Consider the following 13,627-nt stretch of genomic DNA (forward strand, 5'->3'; position numbering starts at 1 on the left):
ATATGTGAATCAATTGATGCTATATATACAACTGCTTGGGTGTTGTATAGTCAAGCCTCACGAGCAATTAGTATTGGTCAGCTTCATGCGTCACCGCACTTCCACATCCAACCTATCAACGTCGTAGTCTTCAACGGCTCTTTAGTGGACATAAAGTCCAAGGGAAATCTTATCTTGAGGTAGGCTTCCCGCTTAGATGCTTTCAGCGGTTATCCCTTCCGAACATAGCTACCCGGCGATGCGACTGGCGTCACAACCGGTACACCAGAGGTTCGTCCACTCTGGTCCTCTCGTACTAGGAGCAGATCCTCTCAAATTTCCAGCGCCCACGGTAGATAGGGACCGAACTGTCTCACGACGTTCTAAACCCAGCTCGCGTACCTCTTTAAATGGCGAACAGCCATACCCTTGGGACCTGCTTCAGCCCCAGGATGAGATGAGCCGACATCGAGGTGCCAAACACCGCCGTCGATATGAACTCTTGGGCGGTATCAGCCTGTTATCCCCAGAGTACCTTTTATCCGTTGAGCGATGGCCCTTCCATACAGAACCACCGGATCACTAAGACCTACTTTCGTACCTGCTCGACTTGTGGGTCTCGCAGTTAAGCGCGCTTTTGCCTTTATACTCTACGCGTGATTTCCGACCACGCTGAGCGCACCTTCGTACTCCTCCGTTACTCTTTAGGAGGAGACCGCCCCAGTCAAACTACCCACCAGACATGGTCCTCGTCCCGGATAACGGGACAGAGTTAGAACCTCAATATTACCAGGGTGGTATTTCAAGATTGGCTCCACCGAAACTAGCGTCTCGGTTTCAAAGCCTCCCACCTATCCTACACAAGTAAGATCAAAGTTCAATGTCAAGCTGCAGTAAAGGTTCACGGGGTCTTTCCGTCTAGCCGCGGGTACACCGCATCTTCACGGCGAATTCGATTTCACTGAGCCTCTGCTGGAGACAGCGCCCCCATCATTATGCCATTCGTGCAGGTCGGAACTTACCCGACAAGGAATTTCGCTACCTTAGGACCGTTATAGTTACGGCCGCCGTTTACTGGGGCTTCGATCAAGAGCTTCGCTTACGCTAACCCCATCAATTAACCTTCCAGCACCGGGCAGGCATCACACCCTATACGTCCACTTTCGTGTTTGCAGAGTGCTATGTTTTTAATAAACAGTTGCAGGGGCCTGGTTTCTGTGGCTGCTCTCAGCTCAGGAAGCAAGTTCCATCACCAAAAGCAGCGTACCTTCTCCCGAAGTTACGGTACCATTTTGCCTAGTTCCTTCAGCAGAGTTCTCTCAAGCGCTTTGGTCTACTCGACCTGACCACCTGTGTCGGTTTCGGGTACGATTCCAGTGTAACTGAAGCTTAGAGACTTTTCCTGGAAGTATGGTATCAGCCACTTCACTGTACAAGTACAGCTTGCTGTCAGATCTCAGCATAGAGTACCCCGGATTTGCCTAAGATACATGCCTACTTCCTTTCACCTGGACAACCAACGCCAGGCTGACTTAACCTTCTCCGTCCTCTCATCGCATTACACTGAAGTATTGGAATATTAACCAATTTCCCATCGACTACGCCTCTCGGCCTCGCCTTAGGGGTCGACTCACCCAGCCCCGATTAACGTTGGACTGGAACCCTTGGTCTTTCAGCGAACGGGTTTTTCACCCGTTTTGTCGTTACTCACGTCAGCATTCGCACTTCTGATACCTCCAGCAGACTTCTCAATCCACCTTCATCGGCTTACAGAACGCTCCCCTACCACTTACACTAATGTGTAAATCCGCAGCTTCGGCATATAGTTTTAGCCCCGTTACATCTTCCGCGCAGGCCGACTCGACTAGTGAGCTATTACGCTTTCTTTAAAGGGTGGCTGCTTCTAAGCCAACCTCCTAGCTGTCTATGCCTTCCCACATCGTTTCCCACTTAACTATAATTTTGGGGCCTTAGCTGGCGGTCTGGATTGTTTTCCTCTTGACTACGGACGTTAGCACCCGCAGTCTGTCTCCCGGATAGTACTCATTGGTATTCGGAGTTTGCATCGGTTTGGTAAGTCGGGATGACCCCCTAGCCGAAACAGTGCTCTACCCCCAATGGTATTCGTCCGAGGCGCTACCTAAATAGCTTTCGGGGAGAACCAGCTATCACCGAGTTTGATTAGCCTTTCACCCCTATCCACAAGTCATCCCCTGGCTTTTCAACGACAGTGGGTTCGGTCCTCCAGTTAGTGTTACCCAACCTTCAACCTGCTCATGGATAGATCACCCGGTTTCGGGTCTACACCCAGCAACTAAACGCCCTATTAAGACTCGATTTCTCTACGGCTCCCCTAATCGGTTAACCTTGCTACTGAATGTAAGTCGCTGACCCATTATACAAAAGGTACGCAGTCACCAAACAAGTTGGCTCCCACTGCTTGTATGCATGCGGTTTCAGGATCTATTTCACTCCCCTCACAGGGGTTCTTTTCGCCTTTCCCTCACGGTACTGGTTCACTATCGGTCAGTCAGGAGTATTTAGCCTTGGAGGATGGTCCCCCCATATTCAGACAAGGTTTCACGTGCCTCGCCCTACTCGACATCATTATCTAAGCCCTTTCGCGTACAGGACTATCACCTACTATGGTCGCACTTCCCAGAGCGTTCCACTAAAGCTTAGATAACTTAATGGGCTTTTCCCCGTTCGCTCGCCGCTACTGAGGGAATCTCAATTGATTTCTTTTCCTAAGGGTACTGAGATGTTTCACTTCCCCTCGTTCGCCTCATAAACCTATGTATTCAGTTTATGATACCCGCCTTATAGCGGGTGGGTTTCCCCATTCAGAAATCTCCGGATCACAGGATATTTGCCGCCTCCCCGGAGCTTATCGCAGGCTATTACGTCTTTCATCGCCTCTGACTGCCAAGGCATCCACCACATGCACTTAATTACTTGACTATACAACCCCAAACAGTCGCTAATACATACAAGTTGTATTTCGCGTCGCAAACTTAATTGCCACAGTTAGAGTCTCGTGAACTTAATCACTGTACAGCTTCAATTAGATTCATATACCAAAACGCTTGATTCAGTTAATTTCGCTAGTAACTCATTTCATTCAACTTTCACAATTGCTTGTTAGGTTAAATCAAACGAGTATGAACAAATTATTTCAACTCAAATATATTCTGTTAATGATTTTTCCAGCCTTCGTCAGGTCAGGAAACTGTGATAAATCACAGAGCTTAATAACAATGAAGCGAATCATACGCCACTTTGTTGCTAAGCTCTATAACCTAAGCACTTGATCGCTTAAGGACTAAGCTAACAATCGTTTGATTGTTTATTTTAGCTTCGTTCTCTATACATTGCGTAGCAATGTATGGTGGAGACTAGGAGAGTCGAACTCCTGACCTCCTGCGTGCAAAGCAGGCGCTCTACCAACTAAGCTAAGTCCCCAGCTTATCAATAAGTCAATGTCTCTGATTTTCCGTACTTCGTCAGTAGTGGTGGGTCTGACAAGACTTGAACTTGTGACCCCACGCTTATCAAGCGTGTGCTCTAACCAACTGAGCTACAGACCCTCAGATACATCGTCATGAAGAACAACTTGTTGTGGATTCTTACCAATCGTCAATCTTTCGTTAAGGAGGTGATCCAGCCGCAGGTTCCCCTACGGCTACCTTGTTACGACTTCACCCCAGTCATCGGCCACACCGTGGTAAGCGTCCTCCTTACGGTTAGACTACCTACTTCTGGTGCAACAAACTCCCATGGTGTGACGGGCGGTGTGTACAAGGCCCGGGAACGTATTCACCGCGGCATTCTGATCCGCGATTACTAGCGATTCCGACTTCATGGAGTCGAGTTGCAGACTCCAATCCGGACTACGATCGGCTTTTTGAGATTAGCATCTCCTCGCGGAGTAGCAACCCTTTGTACCGACCATTGTAGCACGTGTGTAGCCCTGGTCGTAAGGGCCATGATGACTTGACGTCGTCCCCGCCTTCCTCCAGTTTGTCACTGGCAGTATCCTTAAAGTTCCCGGCTTAACCCGATGGCAAATAAGGAAAAGGGTTGCGCTCGTTGCGGGACTTAACCCAACATCTCACGACACGAGCTGACGACAGCCATGCAGCACCTGTATGTAAGTTCCCGAAGGCACCAATCCATCTCTGGAAAGTTCTTACTATGTCAAGACCAGGTAAGGTTCTTCGCGTTGCATCGAATTAAACCACATGCTCCACCGCTTGTGCGGGCCCCCGTCAATTCATTTGAGTTTTAGTCTTGCGACCGTACTCCCCAGGCGGTCTACTTATCGCGTTAGCTGCGCCACTAAAGCCTCAAAGGCCCCAACGGCTAGTAGACATCGTTTACGGCATGGACTACCAGGGTATCTAATCCTGTTTGCTCCCCATGCTTTCGTGCCTCAGCGTCAGTATTAGGCCAGATGGCTGCCTTCGCCATCGGTATTCCTCCAGATCTCTACGCATTTCACCGCTACACCTGGAATTCTACCATCCTCTCCCATACTCTAGCTTCCCAGTATCGAATGCAATTCCCAAGTTAAGCTCGGGGATTTCACATCCGACTTAAAAAGCCGCCTACGCACGCTTTACGCCCAGTAAATCCGATTAACGCTCGCACCCTCTGTATTACCGCGGCTGCTGGCACAGAGTTAGCCGGTGCTTATTCTGCGAGTAACGTCCACTATCCCTAGGTATTAACTAAGGTAGCCTCCTCCTCGCTTAAAGTGCTTTACAACCAAAAGGCCTTCTTCACACACGCGGCATGGCTGGATCAGGGTTCCCCCCATTGTCCAATATTCCCCACTGCTGCCTCCCGTAGGAGTCTGGGCCGTGTCTCAGTCCCAGTGTGGCGGATCATCCTCTCAGACCCGCTACAGATCGTCGCCTTGGTAGGCCTTTACCCCACCAACTAGCTAATCCGACTTAGGCTCATCTATTAGCGCAAGGCCCGAAGGTCCCCTGCTTTCCCCCGTAGGGCGTATGCGGTATTAGCATTCCTTTCGAAATGTTGTCCCCCACTAATAGGCAGATTCCTAAGCATTACTCACCCGTCCGCCGCTAGGTAAGGTAGCAAGCTACCTTTCCCCGCTCGACTTGCATGTGTTAAGCCTGCCGCCAGCGTTCAATCTGAGCCATGATCAAACTCTTCAGTTTAAAATCAATAGTACCTTAAAGGGTACCAATCTTGGCTCATCAATTACTGACAAAAATTTGCTCAAATAAACTTCGAGTAATTTCTACCATCAATCAATGAAAATAATTTCGATCAATCAATCAGTAAAAATCCACACAAGTTGTTCTTCATAATCTCTTAATGATCTTCTTGTTGGTTCGTCACCAGCAAGCTAGGTCGGCTATATTACTCTTTATTTCTAAAGAGTCAACCAGTAATTCAAATTATTTTTAAACTTATCAAATAAAAACCAACTCAATCAATTCAACCAAGTCATTGTTTTATCAGAAGTTTTAATCTTCATCACCGCCGATGGATGTGCATTCTACAGCATTTCACATCCGTTGCAACACCTTTTTTAAAATAATTATTTTGAGCGCACATTTTTCACTCAAATTACATTTTTTCATTCATATTTTGATCAAATTTGGTTTAATAGTAATAAATCAAGATTATTTGAACGTTTTTACTTATTATACGGCAAACATTTTGCCGCGCTAAAAGCGTCAGGACTATATATGCGCCAAACTTCTTTTTTATATGCAGGATTATTGTCACTTGTCGTAACAACACCTGTATTTGCAAATGACGAGGCTTCAGCACCTGTTGCTCAAGACTCAGAAGCTGCCAATAAATCAAAAACACAACAACTTGCGCATGCTGCGATGGTCAAGTCATCTGAAGTTGCAAAAAAATTATCTGTAAATGCCAATGCAGCACAATCAGAAGAAGATAAAGACCCTTTCCAACCGATCAACCGGAAAGTTTACGCATTTAATGATTATTTAGATGTCCATATTGCCCGCCCTGCTGCTGTGCAATATGTAGCAAAAACCCCTAAGGATATTCGTGAATCTTATCGTTTATTCCGTAAAAATTTGGGCGAACCTTGGAACGCATTTAACCAACTCATCCAAGGACGACCAACACGTGCGGCAAAAAGTCTAGGCCGTTTTACTATTAATACACTGACAACCTTAGGTTTTGCTGACCCTGCAAGTCGCCTAGGCTTAGAAACTGAAGATGAAAATTTTGGCGCAACTTTAGGATATTACGGTATTCCTTCTGGTCCTTATATTGTTCTACCAGTGCTTGGCCCAAGCACATTGCGCCAAACCGTCGGTCTAGCTGTAGATAGTCAAGGACGTCCACAGAAATATATGCTTAATGGTCATGATGTGGCGTATTGGTCTGAGCAAACTTTACGTGGAATCGATACTCGCGCTCAATTACTGGATATTGAAGGTGTATTGCAAGGCGATAAATATGCTCAAATTCGCGACATCTATTTACAACGCCTGAATTATTCAATTTCTGAGAAAAAAGGTATCGCTGAAGAAAACCTATTTATTGATGAAGAAGATGACGACATTGATGAATCTGAAGATAATTCAACAGACGTTTCATCTGATGATTCTACCGATTTCATTGATGATAGCATTTCAGATGATACCGACACGGTATTAACTGAATAAATAAAATTTTTCAATTGGCTGGTGTGGTTTTTACCTCCAGCCATCATTAGCTTGCTATAGTACACTTATTGTCTATCGAAGGATTCATCTAATTCTTTATGTATTTCATTCAACCTACTCGTGATATTCCATATTTAGATCAGGTACTTGATGCGCTTCCTAGCGTACAAATGATTAACATTGAAGATCTAGACTTGTATGATCCAACGATCATTGCAATTGCTGATGTTGCCGACTTTTTAAATCACCAATGGACACTTCCTACTATTGTGCTCGCTTTTGAGCATGAAGGTGCTGCATTGGCTCAAGCTTGGCAACAAGGCGCTTTAGCAGGATGGGTTTGGGATCATATCCCAACTAACCTTCAGGTGGCACTTACTAAAATTGATGCGCAATACAAACGCAATCAAGACAGCCGCGACCTTCCTTCTGCTGCAGATTTGCAAAAACGCTTACTGCCAAATCCAATCGAACTCCACAATTATAAAGTTGAAACATTCTTCCAGCCATCTGCTTATTTATCGGGTGATTGGTACGATTACTGGAAAATCAGTGATAAAGAAATCATGTTTTATCTCGCAGATGTGTCTGGTCATGGGGTAACGAGTAGTTTACTGACCTCATGGATGGCTGCTTTCCACGGTCGTTCAAAAACCCCGAGAGAACTCATCAAAAAGCTCAATGGCATGCTGGTTCAAGAAAATATTGAAAAGCACATTACCATGATTGCTGGGATACTCAATCTCGATACGCATGTCTTGAAATGGTCTAGTGCAGGGCATTATCCGCCGGCCATTTTATTTGAACCCGGTCTTCCTGCGCGAATTTTAAATACCAGCAGCTTCCCACTCGGCTTAACTGAAGACCTAGAAGTTGAAGAGTTTGAATTTATCTTAAATCGTTATTCTCGCTTTGTAATTTGCTCCGATGGCGCACTCGAACCTTTTGACGGTGGATTGAATGAACAGCTAGGTCAATTGGTTTATCACTTGCAAAATCAATCATTTCAAGCACCAGACCATGTTGCTGACGACATTGCCATCCTAAGTTTACGTCGAATCAATTAATCACGAAATCAATCACTTAAACCGAATACGACTTTCTGATCATACTCGGCTACTTGAGTAAGCTGTGCCCCTATGGGATAATTTACTATCCTTCTCTGCAAATGGCATTTATATGTCAACAGGTCATGTTGAATATGCAAGCTTGAACGGAACGCATATTTTTAAGCTTATTGGCGAAGTGCGTGCCCAATCTTGTATTAGTCTAGACAAGTTATTAAACAAAATTGAACAGCAACAAAATGTCGTCGGTGCAATCGTTGATTTAACCCAAACGACATTTATCGATAGTACTGTTCTTGGCATTTTGGCGAAACTGGGTTTGAAGCTCAAACAAGTTCACCATATCCAAGCGGTAATGTTGTCTACAAACTCTGATATCACAACGCTTGCCAATAGCATGGGTTTAGGTCAGGTGTTTGTTATTTTGAATTATTGTGGTGATCCAAATGTATGCACTCGCGCACTTATGGAAGAACACATTACCCATAGCAATATGCTGAATACGGTTTTAGATGCACACAAAACGCTGATGAAACTAAATGATAGCAACCAAAATATGTTTGAGCCTTTGGTCAAACAACTGCAAAAAGAGCAGGACAATCTAGAGCAACCCAAGCAGCAAAATGTCTAATTTAGGTTAATCACAGCAGAGACCCTCTTCGCATGACTTTACTTTCCGTTGCACAAATGAATTCTCAAAATAACATTGAAGATAACTTCAAAGTGATTGAATCATTGATGCAACAAAGTCAGGCTCAAGGTGCGAGTCTCATTGTATTTCCTGAAAATTTTGTCTGCTTTGCCGCAGGTAAACAACGCGAAACCGCGGCGCAATTTGAAAGTATTCAGCAGCGACTAGAACAACTCGCACATCGTTATCAACTTTGGATTGTTGCAGGCACGCTCCCATGCCCTTATCGTCCAGATGGCTCGATCATTCAAGATGGTCGTGTCCGTACCGTCAGCCTTTGCATTAGCCCTGAACGTACCGAAGCACGTTATGACAAAATTCATTTATTTGACGTGCAAGTTGGTGACGCTGTCGGCGGCTATCAAGAATCAAAATTCTTTGAACCTGGTACTGAAACTGTGGTCGCAAAAACACCTTTTGGCAATATTGGCCTGATGGTGTGCTACGACTTACGCTTTCCTGAACTGGCTTTGAAACTTCGTACCCAAGGTGCAGATATTTTAACTGCACCTGCTGCTTTTACTTATACTACAGGTGAAATGCACTGGCAGCTCTTACTGCAAGCCCGCGCTATGGATAGCCAATGTGCTGTATTAGGTGCAGCACAACAAGGTTGGCATGGTGAAAAACGTCAAACTTGGGGGCATACTGGAGCAAGCAATAGCCGTGGTCAAATTTTAGCAATCACCGCAGAAGAAGGCGCTCAACTACTTACTGTTCCCTTTGACTTAGACGAACAGCAACAGGTTCGCGCATCAATGCCACTGATGCAGCACCGTGTTTTGGTTCAATATTGATTTTCACCCTGTATAAAATTACAAAAAAACTGAATATTATTTCAGCAAAATCCCCCACGATATGATTTTGAACCATCATCTGAGGGATTAGAAAAATGACTTTAGAAAAAGCAGTTTATACAGCCCATGCAAAAGCCACTGGCGGTCGTGATGGTCGTGCAACGACGTCCGATGGTCATTTAGATGTTCAATTGGCTGTGCCGAAAATTATGGGGGGTACAGGTAATGGCACAAATCCCGAACAACTCTTCGCCGCTGGTTATTCAGCGTGTTTTTTAGGTGCGATGAAATTTGTTGCCAACCGCGATAAATTAAATATATCTCAAGATGCCTATATTGAAGGTGAAGTTGGTATTGGTCCGATCCCGACCGGTTTCGGTATTGAAGTGACCTTAAATATTCATTTAGAAGGGATGGATCAGGCAGAAGCCCAAAAACTGGTCGATGCTGCGCATATTGTGTGCCCTTATTCAAATGCGACACGCGGCAATATTGATGTGACGCTGAATGTGATTGTTTGATTGACGGTGTACATCCCAAAGCAATCGCTTTGGGATTTTTTTAATAATTTTATAAAAAATATAACCTTAAAAATAAAAAATTCTATTATATTAAGCAAAAATCACAACATTGAATTTTATAGAAAAAGTATTTTTAACATTAAAAATTGTCATTAATTTGAGGGGAAAATATGTCATTAGGCGCAGTCTATTTATGGGAGCCTGAAGTTACAGCTAAAATTCCAAATTTGAATGAATCTGAACGCACAGCTTATGAACTTTACCAAAAGCATCGAAATACACCTGCCAAGGGGAGAAAGATAAAAGACTGGGCTGAATTTATGCTTAACAAAGTAACGGATGATGCCTATAGTGATTATTTCACAGAAGAAACAAAGCAATGGTGCATAAACTTACAGCAAGAAATTTTAGCTGAACCACGTGCGGTTCTGGAGCTGGATCATTTTGACCATATTGCTCAGGGCGATGCACTGTATCGGGTATTTTATGAAGCTGTTAAGGAAACGGGTGTGGGGTTTTATGAACCGCGCTTTGCGGTTTGGGGCTTCAGTGTTTTACAAGTTCCAGCTGATGCAGTGGCTCAAGTTTTAAAGTCTTATTTAGAACCTTTAAGTTCGGAACAGCAAAGTTTTGATTTGGATAATATTGAAGCACCGCGAAATATAAAAAATGCAGAAGAATTATTCAATTTATGGTGCTCACAGCATCCACTGTTAAAAAAATATGAATTACATATATTTTGTAAAAAATATGATTTTATGGAACTTGACGAAAATGATTCAGATGCCAAGACTGCAGTAAATAATACACATAGATCTTTTAATTTTATTTGTGAAACACGGAATATTTTCTACCAACTTCAATTTATTCTTTGGGGATTTATTGAATCTCACAATATAGATTTTTCGTTTGATCTGTCTAATCACTTTTTAACACCTGAGTTAAAAGAGAAATTTGGAAAGAAACTAAAATTTAGAATTGATATAGCAGATATAAGAGATATTACAAGGAAAAACTCGTCTGAATCTTATCGCTTAAATTTTGATATTGTAAGCCGCAAATGGGAAAGTGCTTATGGAGTTAAAACGTTTTTTCAGGAATTTGATAAATTTGTGAAGTTCCTTAATAAACACTTTTCAGATGGAAATTTGCAAAGTCTGCAAGCATGGGCTTATGGGGATGCACTGGATCATGTGCTCGTGCAAATGCATTGGTCACAAGAACTTATGATTATTGCTTTAGGATTGGACAAAGAATATCTTGAAGAGCGTTATCAATTTCATCAAAACATTCTGAGTAATGAAAAAAGAGATGCTGAACTTGAATATTTAAATGATAGCTATAAAGAATATCAGGTATTAATGGAGTTGGTCAGAGAAGCAGGCACTGCATTAGCTCCCTATCTAAAGAAAAACTAGAGCTTAAAAGAAAAGATGCACATTGATGTGCATCTTTTCTTTTAAATATTATGAACAACTATTATTCCGCAGCTTCATTCGTCACGCGCAGCACTTCTTCCATCGTGGTTTTACCCGCCAGCACCTTACGCAGGCCATCATCACGGATGGAGCTTGCATCACGGCGCGCATAATTTTCCAACTCATATTCAGCAGCATTACCATGGATGAGGCGACGTGTTTGCTCATCAATCGGGACGATTTCATAAATTGCGGTACGCCCTGTAAATCCAGTATGCGAGCATTGTTCACAGCCTTTAGGTTGAGGCAATTTTAATTCAGCCGATGCATCGAGATGCCTAAATAAGTCTTTTTCAAAATCATCGGCATCATGCCAAGTCGCACAATTACGGCACAAGGTTCGAACCAAACGCTGTGCCACAACACCTATCAATGAGCTTGACAGTAGAAAGGGTTCAATCCCCATGTCTTTAAGACGGGTCACTGCACCGATTGCTGTATTGGTATGCAGCGTTGAAAGTACCAAATGGCCCGTTAATGACGCTTGTACTGCAATTTCAGCAGTTTCTAAATCACGAATCTCCCCGACCATCACCACATCTGGGTCTTGTCGAAGCATGGCTTTTAATGCACGAGCAAAGGTCATATCCACTTTGGTATTGACCTGCGTCTGCCCGATCCCTTCAAGTTGATACTCAATTGGATCTTCCGCAGTCAAAATATTTTTTGAACCATCATTTAGATCAGACAATGCCGCATATAAGGTGGTGGTTTTACCCGAACCCGTTGGTCCCGTAACCAAAATAATGCCATGCGGACGATGTACCAGTTGTTTCAATCGATCATAGTCATGCTGCATCAAGCCCAAATGGGTCATGTTTAAACGCCCAGCTTGTTTATCGAGTAAACGCATCACCACACGTTCACCATAGGAAGATGGTAAGGTTGATACACGAACATCGACTTCTCGGCCCGCCAAACGTAGTGAAATACGACCATCTTGTGGAATTCGCTTTTCTGCAATATCGAGTTTAGCCATGACTTTGATACGTGACACCAACAGTGGTGCTAGTTCACGACGTGGCTGCACAATTTCACGTAACTGACCATCGACACGTAAGCGGACAGACAGCTTTTTTTCAAAAGATTCGATATGAATATCTGAAGCCCCGACACGGATCGCTTCAGACAATAAGGCATTGATTAACCGTACAATCGGCGCATCATCCTCCTGATCCATCAAATCTTCAGCTTCTGGTACAGAGTCCGCAAGGCTAAGTAAATCAGGATGATCTTCCAGACCCGCTGCCACTTGTTGAGACTCACCGGTGTCTCCGGCAAAGCTTGCACTGAGTAATTGATTAAACTCTTGCTCACTACATAATTGATATTGTGCAGGATGCCCTAAATAGCGACGTGCTTCTTGTAAAGCCAGCAGTGGCGTGCTGTCACGACGTACAATAAAAGCTTGATCACCCTCATATCGAAGCAATACGCCATGACGTTTGGCAAAACTATATGGTATTTGTAATTGTTTAAGTACTTGCATCACGCATTATAATGATGAAAAAAGTTGTTTTGAGTGTACTCTAAGCATCTGACAGCGTGAAGTCTGTTTTTAGGATTTATCAGGACAAGGGATATACGCATTGCCATTAGAGAACGAAATCACTGAAAAAAGTAATCCAAAAATTAAATGGTGGGGGGAATATCAATTTGAACTGAATCACCCGCGCAGTTGGCAGTTTGGGTCTTTATTGTTCCGTGTAACGCGCGGCATGCAAGAGTGGCGTATGGAATACCATCGCCCGACCTTTCAGTTTGACTATGAGCAGCAATGGCATCCGATTCAAGACCCTGAATTTGGTTTTCCACAGCCCATTAAAATGGAACGTTATATGTTCCGCCAGACACATGACAAAATTCAAATCATGCCACGTTTGGCCGATCGGTCTGTGGTGATTAAACCAGTCGATCCGATTTATATTCCAGCTGGACAGCGCGGAACGCTATATATCAGCACACCGCTTTGGATTGCTGGTTTTGTCGAAGGTCTTAGAGAACCTTTGTTTGATATACCTGTGATTCTACCAAAAGATACCTGGTTTGGTCCGAACCATCGAATGGGTGAAATTTGCTATGCCACAGCAGTTGATGGTCGTACAGAACTTAAACAACTCAAACCTCGTGCTTTTCGTGCTGTAACCCCTATTGAGTTTCATAACGTGAGTAATCAACAGATTCGCTTTGACCGTATGAATGTCCCTGTACCGGCTTTGCCATTATTTTATAGTGAAAGTACAGGACGTTTATGGACTTCACAAATTCGGGTCGTGCATGAGGGTCATGACAAACCGCCGCGGGTCAAAATTGAAAACCGTACACCGCCACAAGCAGGTGACGTGATTTATCTGCATCCGCCACGCGAGTCAGCCAATGTGCTGTTCAATATGTTTGATTCATTTTTCTAACGG

8 protein-coding genes, 2 tRNA genes and 2 rRNA genes are annotated in these 13,627 nt (G+C 43.8%); 7 read left to right on the top strand and 5 right to left on the bottom strand.

What is annotated here, in order from left to right:
* Window positions 1-46: 46 nt before the first annotated feature.
* The 4 genes from MST17_RS12955 to MST17_RS12970 all read right to left on the bottom strand — a co-directional run bounded on the left by MST17_RS12955 (window position 47) and on the right by MST17_RS12970 (window position 5,165).
* Window positions 47-2,940: ribosomal RNA gene (locus MST17_RS12955) — 23S ribosomal RNA — on the bottom strand.
* Window positions 2,941-3,365: 425 nt separating this feature from the next.
* Window positions 3,366-3,441, bottom strand: a tRNA-Ala gene (locus MST17_RS12960).
* Window positions 3,442-3,489: 48 nt separating this feature from the next.
* A tRNA-Ile gene (locus MST17_RS12965) sits at window positions 3,490-3,566 on the bottom strand.
* Window positions 3,567-3,627: 61 nt separating this feature from the next.
* Window positions 3,628-5,165 (bottom strand): 16S ribosomal RNA (locus tag MST17_RS12970).
* The 16S and 23S rRNA genes sit together here with 2 tRNA genes alongside, the layout of an rRNA operon.
* A gap of 537 nt (window positions 5,166-5,702) precedes the next feature.
* Here MST17_RS12970 and MST17_RS12975 point away from each other — a divergent pair.
* The 6 genes from MST17_RS12975 (at window position 5,703) to MST17_RS13000 (ending at window position 11,153) form a co-directional block, all read left to right on the top strand.
* Complete coding sequence (locus MST17_RS12975; RefSeq protein WP_180025954.1) at window positions 5,703-6,659, top strand: VacJ family lipoprotein; 957 nt, start codon at window positions 5,703-5,705, stop codon at window positions 6,657-6,659.
* Window positions 6,660-6,757: 98 nt separating this feature from the next.
* Entirely contained in the window at window positions 6,758-7,726 is a 969-nt protein-coding gene (gigA, locus tag MST17_RS12980) for an RsbU family protein phosphatase GigA (protein ID WP_180025955.1), read from the top strand.
* A 112-nt stretch (window positions 7,727-7,838) separates the two neighbouring features.
* Window positions 7,839-8,357, top strand: coding sequence for an anti-anti-sigma factor GigB (gene gigB, locus MST17_RS12985; protein WP_180020948.1), 519 nt, complete (start codon window positions 7,839-7,841; stop codon window positions 8,355-8,357).
* 32 nt (window positions 8,358-8,389) lie between these two features.
* Window positions 8,390-9,214 (top strand): carbon-nitrogen hydrolase family protein, encoded by an 825-nt coding sequence (locus tag MST17_RS12990; RefSeq protein ID WP_180025956.1) that lies wholly within the window; start codon window positions 8,390-8,392, stop codon window positions 9,212-9,214.
* Window positions 9,215-9,309: 95 nt separating this feature from the next.
* Complete coding sequence (locus MST17_RS12995; protein ID WP_180025957.1) at window positions 9,310-9,735, top strand: organic hydroperoxide resistance protein; 426 nt, start codon at window positions 9,310-9,312, stop codon at window positions 9,733-9,735.
* Window positions 9,736-9,905: 170 nt separating this feature from the next.
* A complete protein-coding gene (locus MST17_RS13000; protein ID WP_180025958.1) occupies window positions 9,906-11,153 on the top strand; it encodes a hypothetical protein in 1,248 nt (415 codons plus the stop codon).
* A gap of 61 nt (window positions 11,154-11,214) precedes the next feature.
* On the opposite strand, the gene gspE is transcribed toward MST17_RS13000, so the two are convergent.
* Window positions 11,215-12,702, bottom strand: a complete 1,488-nt coding sequence (gspE, locus tag MST17_RS13005) for a type II secretion system ATPase GspE (protein WP_180025959.1) — start codon at window positions 12,700-12,702, stop codon at window positions 11,215-11,217.
* Window positions 12,703-12,802: 100 nt separating this feature from the next.
* Here gspE and MST17_RS13010 point away from each other — a divergent pair, with 100 nt between their 5' ends.
* The gene (locus MST17_RS13010; protein ID WP_180025960.1) at window positions 12,803-13,624 is read left to right on the top strand and encodes a hypothetical protein; all 822 of its coding nucleotides are present in this window, start codon (window positions 12,803-12,805) and stop codon (window positions 13,622-13,624) included.
* The last annotated feature ends 3 nt before the right edge of the window (window positions 13,625-13,627 follow it).

It is taken from the genome of Acinetobacter sp. YH16056_T (assembly GCF_024605895.1).
Taxonomy (GTDB): Bacteria; Pseudomonadota; Gammaproteobacteria; order Pseudomonadales; family Moraxellaceae; genus Acinetobacter; species Acinetobacter amyesii.

Excerpts from the sequence above, each read along its gene's own strand:
- MST17_RS12975 (WP_180025954.1), top strand. The coding sequence starts at position 5,703 with ATGCGCCAAACTTCTTTTTTATATGCAGGATTATTGTCACTTGTCGTA.
- gigA (WP_180025955.1), top strand. The coding sequence starts at position 6,758 with ATGTATTTCATTCAACCTACTCGTGATATTCCATATTTAGATCAGGTA.
- gigB (WP_180020948.1), top strand. The coding sequence starts at position 7,839 with ATGTCAACAGGTCATGTTGAATATGCAAGCTTGAACGGAACGCATATT.
- MST17_RS12990 (WP_180025956.1), top strand. The coding sequence starts at position 8,390 with ATGACTTTACTTTCCGTTGCACAAATGAATTCTCAAAATAACATTGAA.
- MST17_RS12995 (WP_180025957.1), top strand. The coding sequence starts at position 9,310 with ATGACTTTAGAAAAAGCAGTTTATACAGCCCATGCAAAAGCCACTGGC.
- MST17_RS13000 (WP_180025958.1), top strand. The coding sequence starts at position 9,906 with ATGTCATTAGGCGCAGTCTATTTATGGGAGCCTGAAGTTACAGCTAAA.
- gspE (WP_180025959.1), bottom strand. The coding sequence starts at position 12,702 with ATGCAAGTACTTAAACAATTACAAATACCATATAGTTTTGCCAAACGT.